This window comes from Azobacteroides sp. (SeqCode) (assembly GCF_055395615.1).
The window spans coordinates 880,334-900,254 of the sequence record NZ_AP014701.1 but is presented as its reverse complement, the minus strand read 5'-3'; the positions used below and the strand labels follow the sequence as shown (position 1 = coordinate 900,254).

Sequence of the window (19,921 nt, the reverse complement as noted above, 5' to 3'; positions counted from 1 at the left end):
ATTTAGGATTTTGAAAAATCAAACTATCAGTTACAAAACGGGATTTTCGTGGGTCTCAACCATATAATCATGAAAGCAATTTGTTTTTGTTTCCAAGTTCACCAACCCCTTCGTTTCAAACGATATCGTTTTTTTGATATTGGTACTGAGCACTACTATTATGATGACCTTGTTAACAAAGATTTTATTTGTGGAATAGCAGAACGTACCTATCTCCCAGCAAATAATTTACTATTAAACATGATCAAAAAATATAATGGGGAATTAAAAGTTACTTTTTCTATTTCCGGAACTGTGTTAGAACAGTTAGAAGCCTATGTTCCAGAAGCGATTGAGCAATTTAAGGAATTGGCAAAAACTGGTTGTGTAGAGTTTTTAGCAGAAACATATAATCATTCATTAGCTTCTCTTATTAATCCAGAAGAGTTTGTAAAACAAGTACAAGTTCATTCAGAAAAAATTCAGCTTCTCTTTGAACAAAAACCTAAAATATTCCGAAATTCTGAATTAATTTATTCCGATAATATTGCCTTACAGGTGTCAAATATGGGGTTTGAAGCTATATTAGTAGAAGGAGCTAAGCATATTTTAGGATGGAAGAGTTCCAATTATTTATATTCTTCTGCTTTTGTCCCCACATTAAAATTGTTAACAAGGAATACAAAACTCAGTGATGATATTTCTTTTCGTTTTTCTAGTCATAATTGGATTGAATATCCGTTAGTTGGCGATAAATTTGTAAAATGGGTTACCGATACTCCAGATTCTGAACAGTTAGTGAATATTTTTATAACTTACGATACACTAGGTGGATTGCAAGCCGCATCAACAGGAATATTTGACTTTTTCGAATCAATTCCTCGTTTTGCTTTAGTGAAAAATATTAAATTTTTCACCCTTTCTGAGGTTATTGACAAACTGAATTCAGTAGGTGAATTAACTGTTCCTTATCCTTGTTCATGGGCAGGGGAAAAAAAAGATATCAGCAATTGGATGGGTAACCTTCTTCAAAAAGAAGCAATAAATAAATTGTATGGTATTACTAAAAAAGTTCACCTGATAAGTGACTACAGAATTTTACAAGATTGGAACCATCTGCAAACCACTGATAATTTTCATTACATGAATACAAGACACTTTTCTGGACAAAGTGTTTTTAGTCCCTATGAAAGCGCCTATGATGCTTTTAATAATTATATGAACATACTAAGTGATTTCAGTATTAGAGTAAATGAGCAATCTCCTGAAGAAGTTGAAAACGAAGAACTTAGTTTTTTAAAAAAAACTATTTTAAATCAAAATAAAGAAATTGAACGCTTGAAACAAGAATTAAGAAAACAAAAAAGTAAATCACCGTGAATTAATAAATGAAAGTGTTACTAATAAGGTAATACTGAGACAATCAATACTAGTACTCCTCCGAGTTAGTATCTATTTAGCTTATGTTGGTATTCTTAAGTATATGGAAAAACAATGATGTGCTCTACTGAGAGAATTTTATTTCCTTAATTGCCAATAATGAACTACAAGTGACGGAGTTGATTAGAAATTTAAAGCCTAGTTGTGTTATTAGTTTTATTTCTCTTGTTCCCAACAAACTTGTACAAGAAGCTATCAGTATAAAAAATTTTTGAATTTTACTCATCAAAAATTACCTTCTACTTCTAATTACAGAGTTACTAACTCTACATCTTTTGTTAATCTTTGTTAGCAATGTTTATGAAAATCAGTTATATGTACAATTTTTTAAAAAATTGTACATATAACTGATTTTCAATATCAATTGTTAGACCAATTTTTACTTAATATATACGTATTTTATACCATTTTGAATTGGTACAAAAAAAAATGTTGGAGACAAACTGATCATTATTTATTAGAGTTTTTTGAAAAAATAACCCTTAGTAATTTTTCTAAGAAATTATAATTAACAATATTCTTTTATTTCAAACTTAAGTTTGAAATAAAAGAATATTGTTAATTATAATTTCTTAATTTAGATAAACATAGAAATTTTAACTGTTAGCTTTAAAAATACACCCAATAGAAAAAATAAGATTATGATAACATCAATGGTATACAATACCAAAAAAAAACGTTTAAAATTACCTGAATATGGAAGAAACATTCAAAATATGATAGATTATTGCATTTCTATTCCTGATAAAGGAATGAGGACAAAATATGCAAATGTCATTATTAGTATTATGGGTAGTATGTTCCCGCATTTGAGAGATGTAAATAATTTTAAGCATATTTTATGGGATAATTTGGCAGTTATGGCAGATTTTTCATTAGATATTGATTATCCTTACGAAGTAGTGAAAAAAGAAGATTTATATATTAAACCTTCAAAATTACCCTATCCGCAAAGCTCTATTGCTTATAAATACTATGGGAAAAATATGGAAAAAATGATTCGAAAAGTTGTAGAATATGAAGAGGGCGAACGGAAAAAACGCCTTATTAATCTCTTGGCAACTCATATGAAGAGATCTTTTCTTATTTGGAACAAAGAAGGAGTAGATGACCATAAAATTTTTGAAGATCTTAAACAACTTTCAAATGGTAGCATTGCTTTAGATGAAAATCATTATAAGTTAATAGAAATAAAAAGAACATCATATAAAAACTCCGGAAATAATCGTTTTCTTCACTTGCAAAGATTCAGAAAATGATTTTTATTCATGCGATCTTTCATATTTTGTGAATGAAAGAAAAAAAGGATTTCCTGTATTAGCAGGAATTTTTCTGCAATATGTCTTATTCCATTCACTATAATTAATGATAGGGAAAAAAACATTAGCTTCTGGAAAAGAAGCGTGAATTTTAGTCAAATAAAGCCTATTTGCAATAGGTAATGTTTGTTGATAAATCTGGGAACCTCCAATGATAAAAATCTCTTCTTCATCTATTAATTTTGATAAAGCACAATTTAATGAGGTATAAATCTTGACATTCTTTATTGTCAAATTTCTATTGTGACTGATTATAATATTTCTTCTATCAGGAAGGGCACCGTTAGGAAGAGAATTGAATGTTTTTCTTCCCATAATTATGGTACGTCCTAGTGTTATTTCCTTAAAATATTTTAGGTCAGCAGGCATATGACAAAGCAAATCGTTTCCTTTTCCGATTTCATTGTTTTTCCCTAGAGAAACAATTATAGAAAGTTTCACACTGAATCTGTCATTTACTAAGTTTAAGATTAAAAATAAAATTACACATTTACTTCTCCCTTAATAAAGGGGCTATATACATAGTCTTCTAATTTGAAGTCTTCGTACTTAAAACAAAATATATCTTTCACTTCTGGATTGATAGTCATTGTAGGAAGTACTCTTAGTTCACGGTTTATCTGTAATTTTACTTGATTCAAATGGTTAAGATATATATGTGAATCTCCTATGGTATGTATAAAATCTCTAGGGATTAGATCAGTAACCTGTGCGACCATCATCAGAAGTAAAGCATATTCAGCTATATTAAATGGCAAACCAATAAACACATCTGCACTCCTTTGGTACAGCTGCAAAGATAAACTATTATTGCTAACATAGAATTGGAAAAGGACGTGACATGGAGGAAGTTTCATTTTAGAGAGAGCATAAGTATTCCACGAATTAACTATCAATCTACGAGAATCAGGATTTTTTTTTATCATCTCTATTACTCTCCCAAATTGATTCTGTCTATTCCATTGTTTCCCATATATTGGGCCTAAATTCCCATTTTCATCAGCCCATGCATCCCAAATGTGAATATCATTATCATTTAACCACTTAATGTTTGTATCACCTTTAATAAACCACAATAATTCATAAATAGCCGCCTTAATATTAATTTTTTTTGTTGTTAAAAGTGGAAACCCATCTAGTAAGTTAAAGCGCATCTGATAACCAAAGATGCTGAGTGTACCAGTACCTGTACGATCTTTCTTTTCAACACCTTCAGAAAGTATTTTTTTACAGAGATTTAAGTATTGCTGCATCTATATAATCGTTTTTATTCTGCAAAAATAGAATATTTTTTGTATTTTGATCATTATGGATTTTAATAATATGTCAACAACAGTGGAAAGATTATGATAACAACAGACCAATTACGAGAAGTTTTGAAACGCCAATCCGCGTTAAGGAGGCATCTTTGAAATTGATGATAAAATAATTCAGTTAGAAGAGGAAGAACTCAGTACAAGAGCTCCCGATTTTTGGGAACATCCTGAATGTGCAAAAAAAAAAATAAAAACGATAAGTATTACCAAGGCTTTGGTAATTGCATATAATGAAGTTCAATCAGCTGTCAAAGAATTGCAATTAGCTTTTGATTTTAATAAAGAAAATCTTGTTAGCGAAGAGGAAATTAATAAAATTTATAAAAATGCTATTGTTTTAATTGAAGAACTGGAGTTGAAAAATATACTTCAGTCAGAAGAGGATCATTTAGGGGTAGTATTAAAGATTAATGCTGGAGCAGGAGGAACAGAAGCCCAAGATTGGGCAGCAATGCTTTATCGAATGTATAGTCGTTGGTGCGAAACGAAAAAATACAAAGTAACTATTACTAATTGGTTAGATGGTGATGATGCAGGTATAAAAACAGTTACTTTACAAGTAGAAGGAAATTATGCTTTTGGTTATCTAAAAAGTGAAAACGGTGTACATAGATTAGTACGTGTTTCACCTTACAATGCTCAAGGGAAAAGAATGACCTCTTTTGTTTCTGTTTCCGTTGTTCCTTTAATAGATGATACTATTGAAATTGATATTAATTTGGGAAATATTACATGGGATACTTTTCGATCAAGTGGGGCAGGAGGGCAAAATGTTAATAAGGTAGAAACAGGTGTACGCTTACATTATAATTATAGAAATCCTGATACAGAAGAAGTTAACGAAATTGTGATTGAAAATACCGAATCTCGTTCTCAGTTTGGGAATAAAAATAATGCTATTCGTTTATTAAAATCACAACTGTATAAATTAGAATTAGAAAGACGTAAAAAAGCTTCTGCAAAGATAGAAGCTAACAAAAAAAAAATAGAATGGGGATCCCAAATTCGTTCATATGTTTTTGATGATAAACGAGTAAAGGATCATCGTACTAATTGGCAAACTTTCAATGTACAAGCAGTTATGAACGGAGATATAGATAATTTTATTAAAGCTTATTTGATGCTAACCAGTAATGGACACTAAAAATCTAAGTATATGTATAATCTAAGTATATGTATAATCTAAGTATATGTATAATCTAAGTATACGAGTATACTAATTTAAATAGATCATAAATAATTATCTGTTTAGATTAAACTGTTTAAAATTGAAATTCTATGGAAAAGGAGAATACAAAGTAGCTCCATTGTTAAACTCTCTAGTAGCTCTTTTTAGAGAAAGTGATAGGGGAAGCCTCCCTATTTAGATAAGTTTTTTTATAAAATAAAAAGAGTTTTTACTAATAATTAAGATTTAAATCCTTTACTATTAGTCTAAGACTATTCGAATAGTTTTAGTATACAAATGAAAAATAAAAGTTCTCCGCTTGTTTTAGGAACAGAAAAAATAAGTAAGTTATTAATACAATACGCTGCTCCAGCAACAATTGCCATGACAGTTACTTCGTTGTATAATATTATTGACGGTATCTTTATTAGTCAAGGAGTGGGTGTTCTAGCTTTTTCAGGATTAACGATTACTTTTCCTATAGTGAATTTTGGATCTGCTTTTAGCACTTTAGTCGGTGTTGGAGCATCTACTTTGCTATCTATTAGAGTAGGAGAAAAAGATTATAAAACTGCTAACAATGTATTAGGAAATCTAGTCATTTTAAATTTAATTACAGGTATAACAGTAACATTGATAACTCTTCCTTTTTTGAACGTCATTTTACATTTTTTTGGTGCAAGCTCAGATACATTCCCTTATGCTCACAGTTTTATGTTAATAGTTGTTTCTGGAAATGTTATTTCTCATTTATATTTTGGGTTAAATGCTTTGCTTCGCTCAATCGGACATCCACAAAAAGCTATGTTAGCAATCTTTTTTTCTGTATTTATCGATTTAATATTAAACTCTTTATTTATTTTTTACTTTAACTTGGGAATACAAGGAGCTGCCTTCGCGGAAATTATTTCGCAAACAATTGTTCTTTGTTGGCAATTATATTTATTTAATAATAAAAGCTTTTTTATTCATTGGAGAAAAAGAATATACCGATTGGATAAGAAAATAGTAACTGATTCCTTAACCATTGGATTAGCACCTTTTGTAATGCATGCTGGTAGTTGTTTGATAATTATCCTTATTAACAAACAATTGGTATGTTATGGAAGTGATTTGGCAGCTGGAGCTTATGGAATAGTTAGTAGAGTAGCTTTTTTATTTATTATGATTATTATGGGCTTAAATCAAGGAATGCAACCGATAGTAGGTTATAATTATGGAGCAAGAAAATATGATAGAGTTATTGTTGTATTGAAACAAGCTATTTTCTGTGCGACTCTTGTTATGATTATAGGATTTACAGTAGTTGAACTATTTCCGCATATAGTTGTATCTATGTTTACAAAAGAAAAACAATTAAAGGATATTGCTATCGTTGGATTGCGTTGGGTATTTGCTATTTATCCGTTAGTTGGGTTTCAAATGGTTAGTTCTGCTTTTTTTCAAAATATAGGAGATTCGAAAAAGTCTATTACTTTATCATTAACCCGTCAGATTATTTTTTTAATACCTATTCTTTTTGTTTTACCTCATTATTTGGGAGTATTGGGAGTATGGGTAAGTATATGTATAGCTGACTTTTTATCTGTATTATTATCAGGTGTATTATTGTATAAAAAATTGAGAACTATAATATTATAACTTTTTTTTAAAATTTAGTATTAACATCTCTATACAAGGTATTCAAAAAATATAAAAAGAATTAAAAAAATTTGGATTTATATGAAAAGTTATTTAACTTTCTGTCGATTTGTGTTCCGTCTAGTTAGATTGTTTACTTAGTATAGTAATAAATAATACGAATAATGTATTTGCTTGGGTATGATATTGGAAGTTCTTCTGTAAAAGCATGTTTAGTAGAGGCAGAGTCAGGGGAAGTTGTCGCGCAAGATTTCTCCCCGAAAATAGAAATGCAAATCATTGCTAAGAGAGTGGGGTGGGCAGAGCAAGAACCAGAATCATGGTGGGTCAATTTAAAATTGGCTCACGAGTCAGTATTAAAACAATCGGGTGTTGCTGCCGCAAGTATTAAAGCTATCGGTGTTTCTTGGCAGATGCATGGACTAGTTCTAGTAGATAAATTTAAAAAGGTACTGCGTCCTTCTATTATTTGGTGCGATAGTAGGGCAGCTTCTTACGGTGAAAAAGCTTTTGAAATTCTTGGAAAAGAAAATTGCCTGGAGAATTTACTCAACTCTCCAGGCAATTTTACTGCTGCTAAACTAGCATGGATTAAAGATAAAGAACCTTGTATCTACGAACAAATATACAAGTTCATGTTGCCTGGAGATTATATTTGTATGCGTTTAACAAATAAGATTGTGACTACTGTAGAAGGTTTGTCCGAAGGTATTTTTTGGAATTTTAAGAAAAATTGTCTATCTGAAGAGATTTTAAGTTATTTCGGCTTTGATGAAAGTCTTGTTCCAGAAATTAAACCTACCTTTGGTATTCAAGGGTTTGTTTCTGCTGAGATAGAAAAGGAATTAGGATTGAAAGAAGGGACTCCGGTATCCTATCGAGCTGGCGATCAACCTAATAATGCACTTTCATTAAATGTATTTAATCCTGGTGAAATTGCTTCAACAGCAGGTACTTCCGGTGTGGTTTACGGTGTGTTAGGTCAAATAAATTATGATCCCCTTTCACGTGTAAATACTTTTGCTCATGTTAATCATGAAGACAAGCAAATTCGTTTAGGAGTTTTATTATGTATTAATGGCACAGGAATATTAAATTCATGGATTAAGAAAAATATTGTTTCAGTAGAAACATCATATAATGATATGAACAGTATAGCTTCCAAATCCCCTATTGGTAGTAGGGGAATTTCTATTATTCCATTTGGTAATGGAGTGGAACGTATTTTAGAAAATAAGGGAAAAGGATGTTCTATTCATGGAATTAATTTCAATACGCATAACCGATCAGATATTATTCGAGCTGCTCAAGAGGGAATCGTTTTTTCTTTTCAATACGGAATGAATATAATGAAAGACATGGGAATAAGTATACAGGTTATTCGTGCAGGCAATGCTAATATGTTTTTAAGTCCAATTTTTTGTCGAACTTTGGCAAGTATCAGTGGTAGTATTATTGAGCTTTATAACACTAATGGAGCAGCAGGAGCTGCTAAAGGGGCTGGTATAGGCGCAGGTATTTACAGAAACACCCAGGAAGCATTCGCTGACCTTGAAAAACTTACTATAGTTGATCCAGAAGTTATAGAAAAACAGCAATACCAAGAAGCGTATGAAAGATGGGAGAGTTTTTTAAGTAAATAATCTGCTTGAATTTTTCTTTTAGCAGGGATATAGTATATTTTGAGAAAGGAGTCGGAGGTTATTTCAATGTAGTAAGTAAATAGTAAGATTTTCATCTATTAAAAAGTAACTTTCGATAGATAATAATAGATGACTGGTGCAGAGTTTAATTTTTTGAAATTAAAATTTTTTATGCTATGAATGTATTAAATATCAAAGAGTTTTTCCCAGGGATTGAGAAAGTCAAGTTTGAGGGAATAGAAAGCAAAAATCCATTGGCTTTTCGTTGGTATGACGAGAATAGAGTCATTTTAGGGAGAACCATGAAAGAATGGTTGAGGTTTTCTATGGCTTATTGGCATACTTTATGTGCTGAAGGTTCCGATCAGTTCGGTGGTGGAACTAAAAAATTTCAATGGAATAAAGGTTCAGATATTATTAGTCGTGCTAAAAAAAAGATGGATGCTGCATTTGAATTTATGACAAAAGTAGGTATCCCATTTTACTGTTTTCATGATACAGATTTAATAGAAGAAGGTGATTCTTTTACAGAATATGAAAAGAATTTAGCTAAAATCATAGAGTATGCTAAAGAAAAACAGGTTGCTACTGGTATTAGATTACTTTGGGGCACAGCTAATGTTTTTGGAAATCAGCGTTATATGAATGGAGCTGCCACTAATCCTAATTTTGCTGTTGTCGCCTGGGCAGGAGGTCAAATTAAAAATGCAATCGATGCGACGATTGCATTAGGAGGTGAAAATTATGTATTTTGGGGTGGTCGTGAAGGTTATATGAGTTTGTTGAACACAGATATGAAACGTGAAAAGGAACATTTAGCTCAAATGTTGACTATGGCTCGTGATTATGCACGGAAGCAAGGATTCAAAGGTACTTTTCTCATTGAACCTAAACCAATGGAACCGTCTAAACATCAATATGATGTAGATACGGAAACTGTTATTGGTTTTTTGCGTTATTATGGATTAGATAAAGATTTTAAAGTAAATATTGAAGTAAATCATGCCACTCTAGCAGGTCATACTTTTGAGCATGAATTACAGGTAGCTGTTGATGCAGGTATGCTGGGTTCTATAGATGCTAATCGTGGCGATTATCAAAACGGATGGGATACCGATCAGTTTCCTATTGATATTTACGAATTAGTACAAGCACTTTTAGTCATTGTTGAGGGAGGTGGTTTTTGTAATGGAGGTACGAATTTTGATGCAAAAACTCGTCGTAACTCAACTGATTTGGAAGACGTTTTTATCGCTCATATTTCCGGAATGGATATTTTCGCTCGTGCTTTAGTTTCAGCTACAAGTATACTTAAAGAATCGGATTATAAAAAAATGCGTTCAGATCGTTATGCTTCCTTCAATTCTGGAGACGGAAGAGCCTTCGAAAATGGGGAATTAACTCTTGAAAATTTACGTAATATTGCGTCAAAAAATGGTAAACCTACTCAAATTAGTGCCAAACAAGAACTATACGAAGCAATAGTAAATATGTATATTTAAATTTTAGAGTTGTTAGTGTATTAATTATTGATTTTTAGTTAGCGCATTTTACGTATATAAATTAATTATAAAATTAGAATTATGAAGCAATATAATCCGTTGTATGTTTTTTTTATCACTTTAGTAGCAACCATGGGTGGATTATTATTCGGGTATGATACTGCAGTAATTTCTGGAGCCGAGAAGGGGTTGGAAGGATTTTTTTTAAGATCGGCTGATTTTCATTATAATAAAATTTGGCACGGAATTACGTCTTCCAGTGCTTTGATCGGTTGTGTAATAGGTGGATTAATGTCTGGATTGATGGCATCTAGATGTGGTCGTAGAAATTCATTACGATTTGCATCTGTATTGTTTTTTTTATCAGCACTAGGTTCTTTCTATCCAGAATTTTTGTTTTTTCCAAAAGGAGATCCATCTCGTAATCTTTGGATAGCTTTCAATCTATATCGTATTTTAGGAGGTATTGGTATAGGATTGGCATCTGCTATTGTGCCTATGTATATTGCCGAAATAGCTCCTTCGCAAATTCGTGGAAAATTAGTTTCATATAATCAATTCGCTATTATATTTGGTATGTTGGTGGTTTATTTTATAAATTATTTAATAATGGGAGATCATACTAATCCAATAATATGCAAGGATAGTTTAGGTAAATCTGTTGTCGATATTTCTTCAGACCAATGGACTATTGAGCATGGTTGGCGATATATGTTTGGTTCAGGAGCTTTTATAGCATCAATATTTGGGTTTTTACTTTTTTTTGTACCTAAAACACCTCGTTATCTAGTATTGGTAGGTCAAATACCTCAAGCATTATCTGTTCTTACTAAAATAAATGGGGCAGAGAGAGCAAAAGAAATTTTATCTGATATACAAAATACTTCAAAAGAAAAGACAGAAAAATTGTTTTCTTATGGCATTATGGTAGTAATTATCGGAGTCATTTTGTCAATTTTCCAGCAAGCGATTGGAATTAATGCTGTGTTGTATTATGCTCCTCGTATTTTTGAAAATGCTGGTGCTGAAGGTGGTGGTATGATTCAAACAATTATTATGGGTATTGTAAATATACTATTTACAGTAGTGGCTATTTATATGGTAGATAGTGTTGGACGCAAACCTCTACTTATCATTGGTTCTATTGGTATGGCAATAGGCGCTTTTGGTATCTCTATATGCGATCATTTTAGCTTAAAAGGATTTATTCCTGTGCTTGCTGTTATTGCTTACGCAGCTTTCTTTATGATGTCATGGGGGCCTATTTGTTGGGTATTAATTTCTGAAATATTTCCAAATACTATTCGTAGTAAGATTATAGCTATAGCTGTTGCTTTCCAGTGGGTGTTCAATTATATAGTATCATCTACTTTTCCATCACTTTACGATTTTAGTCCGGTAATCTCATACGGATTATACGGAGGAATATGTATACTTGCAGGTGTTTTTGTTTGGAAATGGGTTCCTGAAACTAAAGGAAAAACTTTGGAAGATATGAGTATCTTTTGGGAGAAAAAGAAGTAGAGAAATTAGGAGGAGTCGTGTCATTATAAAAAAAGAAAAGGGGGGAATTATATTTCACATTCCTCCTTTTCTCTTTTAAATTAAAGAGTTTGATAACTAAAATCAAAAAACCAACTCCATATCAATATCATCCTCACAACTAATGAAAATAAACCAAGAAATTCATTTTTTCAAAAAAATATATAACCTTATTAGTTAATAAACTAACTAATAAAAATATTAATATCCTATTCTTATCCTATATGTTGTAAATAGAATCTACATTTATACAATATTTTGGATTATTAATAACTAGGGTTCCCCCTATTTCACTTCTTCAAAATCTACATCTGTAACATTATTCTCACTATTAGAAGTATTATTTTTTTGTGTGTTATTTCCAGAAGAATCGCTGGCTTTTGCTTGTGCATTATTATACAATTCCTGGCTTATTGCTTGAAAAGTATTATTTACTTCTTCAATAGCAGTATCAATACTCGATAGATCTTGTACTTTGTAGACTTCTTTCAATTTTTTTAAAGCAATTTCAATGGAAGTTTTTTTATCAGACGGTATTTTATCTCCCAAATTTTTCAGTTGTTTTTCTGTTTGAAAAATTACACTGTCAGCATGATTTAATTTGTCAACACGTTCTTTAGATTTAGCATCTGCTTCAGCATTAATAGTAGCTTCTTCTTTCATACGTTTAATTTCAGCATCACTTAAACCACTAGAAGCTTCAATACGAATACTTTGCTCTTTACTCGTAGCTTTATCCTTCGCTGATACACTCACCACTCCATTTGCATCAATATCAAACGTTACTTCAATTTGAGGAACCCCACGAGGTGCTGGCATAATACCATCTAAATGAAATTTTCCAATAGTTTTATTATCTTTTGCCAGTGAACGCTCACCTTGCAAAACATGTATTTCTACCGATGGTTGATTATCTGCAGCTGTTGTAAATGTCTCTGATTTTTTTATTGGAATAGTCGAATTGGCTTCAATTAGTTTTGTCATTACATTTCCCATTGTTTCTATGCCTAAAGAGAGTGGAGTAACATCCAACAATACCATTTCTCCTAAATTACTGTCTCCAGATAAGATAGCTCCTTGAATAGCTGCTCCTACAGCTACTACTTCGTCTGGATTTACACCCTTGGAAGGAGCTTTACCAAAAATCTTTTCTACTTCTGCTTGAATAGCTGGAATACGAGTTGACCCTCCTACTAAAATAACTTCATTTATATCTTTCGCTGTTAGACCAGCATCCTTTAATGCTTTTTCACAGGGTTCAACTGTAGTACGAATCAATTTATCAGACAATTGTTCAAATTTAGAACGATTTAGTGTAACTACTAGGTGTTTTGGCATACCATCCACTGGCATAATATAAGGCAAATTAATCTCAGTAGAAGTTGAGCTCGAAAGTTCAATCTTTGCCTTTTCAGCAGCCTCTTTCAGACGTTGCATTGCCATAGCATCTTTGCGTAAATCAAGACCTTCATTTTTTTGAAATTCATCTGCTAAAAAGTTGATGATTACATAGTCAAAATCATCACCTCCCAAATGTGTATCCCCATTAGTTGATAAAACTTCGAATACTCCACTTCCTAACTCGAGGATAGAAATATCGAATGTTCCACCACCAAGGTCAAATACAGCAATTTTTATATCTTTGTTGGCTTTTTCTAGTCCATAGGCTAAAGCAGCAGCTGTCGGTTCATTAATAATACGTTTCACTTTCAAGCCTGCAATTTCTCCCGCTTCAATTGTCGCTTGACGCTGCGAATCACCAAAATAAGCAGGAACAGTGATAACAGCCTCTGTTACTTCTTGACCCAAGTAATCTTCAGCTGTTTTTTTCATTTTTTGAAGAACCATTGCAGAAATTTCTTGTGGAGAATATAGACGTCCATCAATGTCCACACGTGGAGTATTATTACTACCACGTACAACCTTGTAAGGCACACGATTAATTTCATTGTATACTTTATCATAAGTCTCACCCATAAATCTTTTGATAGAAAAAATAGTTTTGGTAGGATTAGTAATTGCTTGACGTTTCCCAGGATCTCCCACTTTTCGTTCACTATTAACAAATGCTACTATAGATGGTGTTGTCATTTTTCCTTCACTGTTAGGTATAACTACTGGCTTTCCTCCTTCCATTACAGAAACACAGGAATTAGTCGTTCCTAAATCAATTCCGATAATTTTTCCCATAATTGTAATATGTTTAATTGTTTAAATTTAATCTCATTTCAATAGATACTTCGTCAAACGATATGCCAAAACGTAGGACTGACAATAAGTCAGTTCTACGTTTTGGCAATCAGTAAAATATTTCGAGACATAGAGTATACGTTATAAAATTGAATAATAATTAATAATTTCTTTTACTAAATCAAATGATCAAAATTTAATGATTAAAAATTTCTTGTACTCAGATATTTTTTTATAAAAATTTTAAGAAAAAGCATTAAATGTAAAATGAATTAATCCTATTTATAATCTCTTTTAATGCTATGGACAATCCATTTATATTTTTACCCCCTGCAGTAGCAAAATGAGATTGTCCGCCCCCATCTCCTTTAATAGCTTTAGCAGCTTCGCATACAATTTGTGAAGCATTTAACCCGCTTTTTATTAAGTCATTACTAATCATAACAGTAAGTAATGGTTTTCCTTTTGAAATAGTTGCTGCAGCAAAGCAAAATTTTTCTATAAATTCTCTTTCAATTTGAAAAGCAATATCTTTAATCATTGAGGAAGAAAAAGCGCCTTCTAATATGAACAAATTAATTCCATTTAAAGTTCGTTTTTTCGTTTTTATAACTCTTTTTTTAACAAAAATCGTTTTTTCTTTAGTATACTCCTCTACTTGTTTTTTTAATGAAATATTTTCATTAATAAGTTTTTTAATCGTTTGCGACAAATCTGATGTATAATTTAATAAAATTTTAATATTGCGAATAGCATCTTGTTGAGTATAAAAAAAATCCTCTACTGTTTCTGCTGTAATTGCTTCCATACGACGAATATTTGCAGCAATAGAAGATTCTCTTACGATACGAAAACTTCCAATATTTCCAGTTGAAGTAGTATGTGTTCCACCACACAATTCAATAGAAGAACCAAATTTTATTATTCGAACATTTTCTCCATATTTTTCACTAAATAATCCTATTGCTCCATTTTTTTTTGCTTCAACAATAGGAACACAACGTTTTTCTTCTAAAACAATATTTTGACGTATTTTTTCAGTAACACTCTTTTCTATTTGGCGAATTTCTCCCTCTGTTACTTTTCGAAAATGAGAAAAATCAAAACGCAAAATTTTAGAAGAAATATAAGAACCTCTTTGTTCAACATGCATTCCCAACACTGAACGTAACCCCTCGTGTAGCAGATGAGTTGCAGTATGGTTACATTCTATTGACCGTCTTTTCTTAATATCTACTTCCGCTTTAAAAATATCATACAAGTTTTTTGGCAACTGATTGGTTATATGAATTGTTATATTATTTTCACATTTAGTATCTATAATAGATAAACTTATGTTATTAGAATCAATTAATCTTCCACTATCTCCCACTTGTCCACCCATTTCCGCATAGAAGGGTGTTTTATCTAAAATAATATGATAATATTCTATATTTTTTTGTTTAACTTTCCGGTAACGAATGATTTTAGATTGGATTATTGTATTATCATACCCAACAAATTCAGTATCTCCTTCTTGTAAAATTGTCCAATCTTTAATTTCTATTATAGAAGCATTATGAGCCCGTTTTTTTTGTTTTGATAGCTCAGTATTAAAACTGGTCTTATCAATTTTCATATTTTGCTCGCGAAGTATCAATTCTGTTAAGTCAGATGGAAATCCATAAGTATCTTTTAAAACAAAAACATCTGTACCATTAATAATAGTTTTATTTTTCTTTTTTACTTCTTGAATTCTCTGATCTAATAGTTTTATCCCTTTTTTAAGTGTCTGTAAAAATGAACTCTCTTCTTCTTTAATTATTTCTTCAATCATTTTTTTTTGATCAATTAATTCTGGATAAGCTTCTCCCATAGACTTAATTAAAGATGGAATTAATTTATAAATAAATGCTTTTTTTTGTTCTAAAAAAGTATAACCATATCTAACTGCACGACGAAGTATTCTTCTAATAACATAACCAGCTTTTGTATTAGAGGGTAATTGTCCGTCAGCAATAGAAAAAGCAATAGTTCGAATATGATCGGAAATAACACGTATAGCAATGTCCCTTTTAGCATTTTTTCCGTAACTGAATCCTGTAATTATGGCAACTGTTTGAATAATAGTCTGAAAAACATCGGTATCATAACTAGAAATTTTTCCTTGAACAGCCATACAAAGTCGTTCAAATCCCATTCCTGTATCAACTACCTTTTTGGGAAGGTTTTCCAATGAACCATCAACCTTTCGATCAAACTGCATAAAAACTAAATTCCAAATTTCAATTACTTGAGGATGATTTTTATTAATTAGAGTTAAACTATTTACTCTTGCTCGTTCTTCATTTGAACGAATATCTATGTGAATTTCTGAACAAGGACCACAGGGTCCAGTATCTCCCATTTCCCAAAAATTATCTTTTTTATTTCCTTCTAAAATTCGATTTTTAGGAAGATATCTTTCCCAATAATTGGCAGTTTCTATATCTCTCTCCAATTTTTCGGAAAAGCTACCTTCAAAAAAAGTTACATATAATCTGTCTTTATTCAATTTTAATATTTCAGTTAAATATTCCCAAGCATATTCAATCGCTTCCTTTTTAAAATAATCACCAAAAGACCAATTACCTAACATTTCAAACATAGTATGATGATAAGTATCATGTCCTACCTCTTCCAAATCATTATGTTTTCCACTTACACGTAAACACTTTTGCGAATCAGCTATTCTTGTGTATTTAATCGGAAAATTTCCTAAGATAATGTCTTTAAATTGATTCATTCCCGAATTAGTAAACATTAAAGTAGAATCATCTTTAATAACGATAGAAGAAGAAGGAACAATTTTATGATTCTTACTCTCAAAAAAATCTTTAAACGACTGACGTATTTCTTTAGCTATCATACTTAATTTACACTTTAATTCTTTGTGAAAATATAACAAATATTTTATTTTTGTTTAGAGCTGAATAGTAAAAACACTTCTATCTGTTAAATATGGAGTTTAAAAAAGAAAAACTATTTTATTCTATCAAAGAAGTAGCTAGTAAATTGAATGTCAATGAATCTTTATTAAGGTTTTGGGAAAAAAAATTTGCATCTATTCGTCCTGTTAGGACAACTAAAGGAACTCGTCAGTATTGTTTGAAAGATATAAATAAAATTCGTCTTGTACATTATTTGGTAAAAGAGAAAGGAATGACTTTATCCGGTGCTCAGAAAAAACTCAAAGAAAATAAAGATGAATTGATACGAACTAAGGAAATTATCTATCATCTAAAAAATATTCAAACAGAACTTGTCAATTTAAAAGCTGAATTTGATGAATTAGATAAATTTTTATGAAAAATTGATGACAAATGGACATATTTTCAAAAATTGAAAAACTTATATTAATTTCAAATCCTTCAAAAACTCTGGGATGCTTTGTTCAAAGTTGACTCCAAAACGAATATCTGTTCTTGCATCTGCTGTTTTTTTTATAGAAGCAACTGTAAAACGAGTAGCAATAGATGCTGAAATATCTAAAGTAAAATTATTTAATAATCCCGATAACAAAGCCGAGCCAAATATATCACCTGTCCCGTGAAAACAATTTGAAATTCGTTTTTCTAAAACATAAGTTATTTTTCCAACTGAAGTATCATATGTTGCTACTCCCAATTCTTCATCTTTAAAGAATACACCTTTCAAAACTATTTTTTTAGGACCCAATACACTCAATTTTTTCAATATTCCTTCAATATACTCTCTTGTATAAGGTCCTGGATGATACTTTTCTTCTATCAGCAAAAGCGCTTCTGTAAGATTAGGGACAATAATATCTGCTTTTTTACATAATTGACGCATTCCATTTACAAATTGTAGAGTAAATACTTTATATAATTCTCCATTATCTGCCATAACAGGATCTACCAAAATAGTATTATTACTATTTTGGAAAGTTTTTAAAAATTCCATCACCAAATCCAATTGTTTAAAAGATCCTAAAAAACCTGTATAAATAGCATCAAAAGCAACATTAAGACTTTTCCAATGAGCTGTTATGGGCATTATATCTTCCGTTAAATCACGATAAGTAAAATCTGTAAAACCTCCTGTATGAGTAGATAATACTGCAGTAGGGAGAACGCTCGTTTCTATTCCTGCCGCCGAAATAATAGGTAATGCTACTGTTAAAGAACATTTACCAAAACAAGAAATATCATGAATAGCAGCAACTCTTTTTAGTCTTTTCATATCATAGAATATAATTAAATTTTAACATACTATTTAACACACTGAATTCAATTAAAACCTTCTATCCAAATTATTTTATTTTTGTGCACAAATACAACCATCTGAAATTAATTTATAAAGCTTTTCTAAATATATAATTCAAACCATCCTATTCTAATTCAACTTATCATTTACTCACCATATTAACAACAAATATAATAATTTGTTACTTTTCAGAATCCTTTAATTTAAATTATCTATTTCTTCGTTACAATTACTATTCTGGTGTTTAATTACAGAACCCAGCGAACCATTCTATACTCTCTAATATCAATTTTTCAAAAAAGAGACAAAATTCTGAAACTTTTCACTGTATTCCTATATATTTCCAAACAATTTTACTAGAACATAGAACCAATAAGATACTGATGAATATCATTTTCCCCTCTTTTAAAATTATTTAACATCACTTAAAAATCATACAATTATAAAACCTACGATAAACGAAAAACTTCCTCGTTATTACATTCATAACAATTTGCAAGACATATACATTTAATTTATACTAACTGGTAACATACTTTTTCAAAAAAGTATTATTAGTCAGTATATTACAAAATATATCAATCGTAATATTTCTCTATTCAATTTTTTATTCGTTAAATAAATTCAAAAAAATAAAATATCATACTATGATGTTTTAATAATTTAAAATTACCTAATTTTAGGTAAAACAAGATTAACTATGAACACCGTACAAAATAAGTAAATTATGAAGCGTTATTTACAAAGAGGAGTATCGGCTGAAAAAGAGGATGTTTATCGTGCTATAAAAGATGCTGATAGAGGATTATTTCCAAAAGCATTTTGTAAGATTATTCCAGATATTCTAGGAGGTAATATAGAATATTGCAATATTATGCACTCGGATGGATCAGGAACTAAATCTTCACTTGCTTACTTGTACTGGAAAGAAACTGGTGATATTTCTGTATGGAAAGGCATTGCACAGGATGCTTTAGTGATGAATGTAGACGATTTACTTTGTGTTGGTGCTACGGATGATATTCTATTATCTTCTACTATTGGAAGAAATAAGCAATTAATACCTGGAGAAGTTATTTCAGTTATTATTGAAGGAACAAATGAGTTTTGCAAGGAATTAAGTCAATTAGGCATAAATATTTATTCAACTGGAGGAGAAACCGCCGATGTGGGAGATTTGGTAAGGACAATTATTGTAGATAGTACAGTTTTTTGTCGAATGAAAAGAAAAGATATAATTAATAATGCTCATATTCAATCCGGAGATGTAATTGTTGGTTTGAGTTCTTGTGGGCAAGCAACTTATGAAAAGGAATATAATGGTGGAATAGGTAGTAACGGATTGACTTCAGCAAAACATGATATTTTTTCTAATTATTTAGCAACAAAATATCCCGAAAGTTATGACTACAATCTCCCAGAAAAATTGGTTTATTCAGGGGGAAAAAAACTAACAGATAAAATTGAAAATTTGGGAATTGATATCGGAAAATTAGTTCTTTCCCCTACTCGCACTTATGCTCCAGTAATTAAACAGATATTAAACAAATGGCGTCCTTACATACACGGAATGGTACACGTATCTGGGGGAGGACAAACAAAAATATTGCATTTTGTAGACAAAGTGCGAATTTATAAAAATAATTTATTCCCTTTACCTCCATTGTTTCAGCTGATCCAACAGCAATCTAAAACTGAATGGAAAGAAATGTATAAAGTTTTTAATATGGGACATCGTATGGAAATTTATCTCCCTCCACAGTATGCAACTGAAGTAATAACAATTTCTCAATCTTTTAATATTAACGCGCAAATTATTGGAACGGTAGAAAAATCACGACAAGCAGAATTAATTCTTGAAACTCCTTATGGGACTATTGTTTATCCATAAACAAATAAATTCATTGATGTAAAAAAAATAACAGAAAATTTTTAT

The 19,921-nt window shown here is 30.8% G+C and carries 14 protein-coding genes; 9 read left to right on the top strand and 5 right to left on the bottom strand.

The annotated features are described in order from the left end of the window. Nucleotides 1-69: 69 nt before the first annotated feature. Together ACZ5QM_RS03600 and ACZ5QM_RS03595 are read left to right on the top strand one after the other, a co-directional pair. Nucleotides 70-1,359: a glycoside hydrolase family 57 protein gene (locus ACZ5QM_RS03600; protein WP_464182709.1), complete on the top strand. Its 1,290-nt coding sequence runs from the start codon at nucleotides 70-72 to the stop codon at nucleotides 1,357-1,359. Nucleotides 1,360-2,072: 713 nt separating this feature from the next. After that, the gene (locus ACZ5QM_RS03595) at nucleotides 2,073-2,678 is read left to right on the top strand and encodes a DUF4290 domain-containing protein (RefSeq protein WP_464183333.1); all 606 of its coding nucleotides are present in this window, start codon (nucleotides 2,073-2,075) and stop codon (nucleotides 2,676-2,678) included. A gap of 3 nt (nucleotides 2,679-2,681) precedes the next feature. Here the strand turns inward: ACZ5QM_RS03595 and ACZ5QM_RS03590 are convergent, their stop codons facing one another. Next, nucleotides 2,682-3,179 carry a dihydrofolate reductase gene (locus ACZ5QM_RS03590; protein WP_464182708.1) on the bottom strand — a complete coding sequence of 166 codons (498 nt, stop codon included), beginning with the start codon at nucleotides 3,177-3,179 and terminating at the stop codon, nucleotides 2,682-2,684. A 41-nt stretch (nucleotides 3,180-3,220) separates the two neighbouring features. Then, nucleotides 3,221-3,991, bottom strand: a complete 771-nt coding sequence (locus ACZ5QM_RS03585) for a thymidylate synthase (protein WP_464182707.1) — start codon at nucleotides 3,989-3,991, stop codon at nucleotides 3,221-3,223. A 93-nt stretch (nucleotides 3,992-4,084) separates the two neighbouring features. On the opposite strand from ACZ5QM_RS03585, the gene prfB reads away from it, so the two are divergent. The 5 genes from prfB (at nucleotide 4,085) to xylE (ending at nucleotide 11,532) form a co-directional block, all read left to right on the top strand. After that, nucleotides 4,085-5,198, top strand: a protein-coding gene (prfB, locus tag ACZ5QM_RS03580) for a peptide chain release factor 2 (RefSeq protein ID WP_464182705.1) whose coding sequence is annotated in 2 segments (ribosomal slippage) — nucleotides 4,085-4,147 and nucleotides 4,149-5,198 — 1,113 coding nt in all. Because the reading frame shifts where the segments join, the coding sequence is not laid out codon by codon here. Between the two features lie 321 nt (nucleotides 5,199-5,519). Next, on the top strand, nucleotides 5,520-6,863 hold the full coding sequence (locus ACZ5QM_RS03575; protein ID WP_464182704.1) for an MATE family efflux transporter: 1,344 nt from the start codon (nucleotides 5,520-5,522) through the stop codon (nucleotides 6,861-6,863). A gap of 164 nt (nucleotides 6,864-7,027) precedes the next feature. Next, nucleotides 7,028-8,506: a xylulokinase gene (locus tag ACZ5QM_RS03570; RefSeq protein ID WP_464182702.1), complete on the top strand. Its 1,479-nt coding sequence runs from the start codon at nucleotides 7,028-7,030 to the stop codon at nucleotides 8,504-8,506. Nucleotides 8,507-8,682: 176 nt separating this feature from the next. Further along, nucleotides 8,683-10,008, top strand: coding sequence for a xylose isomerase (gene xylA / locus ACZ5QM_RS03565; protein ID WP_464182700.1), 1,326 nt, complete (start codon nucleotides 8,683-8,685; stop codon nucleotides 10,006-10,008). A gap of 81 nt (nucleotides 10,009-10,089) precedes the next feature. Continuing rightward, nucleotides 10,090-11,532, top strand: a complete 1,443-nt coding sequence (gene xylE, locus ACZ5QM_RS03560; RefSeq protein ID WP_464182699.1) for a D-xylose transporter XylE — start codon at nucleotides 10,090-10,092, stop codon at nucleotides 11,530-11,532. A gap of 303 nt (nucleotides 11,533-11,835) precedes the next feature. Here xylE and dnaK read toward each other — a convergent pair whose 3' ends face one another. Then, nucleotides 11,836-13,740 (bottom strand): molecular chaperone DnaK, encoded by a 1,905-nt coding sequence (gene dnaK / locus ACZ5QM_RS03555; protein ID WP_464182697.1) that lies wholly within the window; start codon nucleotides 13,738-13,740, stop codon nucleotides 11,836-11,838. A gap of 256 nt (nucleotides 13,741-13,996) precedes the next feature. Then, entirely contained in the window at nucleotides 13,997-16,627 is a 2,631-nt protein-coding gene (gene alaS, locus ACZ5QM_RS03550) for an alanine--tRNA ligase (protein ID WP_464182695.1), read from the bottom strand. 92 nt (nucleotides 16,628-16,719) lie between these two features. Between alaS and ACZ5QM_RS03545 the strand changes: the two genes are divergently transcribed. Further along, nucleotides 16,720-17,067, top strand: coding sequence for a MerR family transcriptional regulator (locus tag ACZ5QM_RS03545; RefSeq protein ID WP_464182693.1), 348 nt, complete (start codon nucleotides 16,720-16,722; stop codon nucleotides 17,065-17,067). 42 nt (nucleotides 17,068-17,109) lie between these two features. On the opposite strand, the gene ACZ5QM_RS03540 is transcribed toward ACZ5QM_RS03545, so the two are convergent. Further along, nucleotides 17,110-17,961, bottom strand: a complete 852-nt coding sequence (locus ACZ5QM_RS03540) for a pyridoxamine kinase (protein ID WP_464182692.1) — start codon at nucleotides 17,959-17,961, stop codon at nucleotides 17,110-17,112. 751 nt (nucleotides 17,962-18,712) lie between these two features. Between ACZ5QM_RS03540 and ACZ5QM_RS03535 the strand changes: the two genes are divergently transcribed. Then, on the top strand, nucleotides 18,713-19,876 hold the full coding sequence (locus ACZ5QM_RS03535; protein WP_464182691.1) for an AIR synthase related protein: 1,164 nt from the start codon (nucleotides 18,713-18,715) through the stop codon (nucleotides 19,874-19,876). The last annotated feature ends 45 nt before the right edge of the window (nucleotides 19,877-19,921 follow it).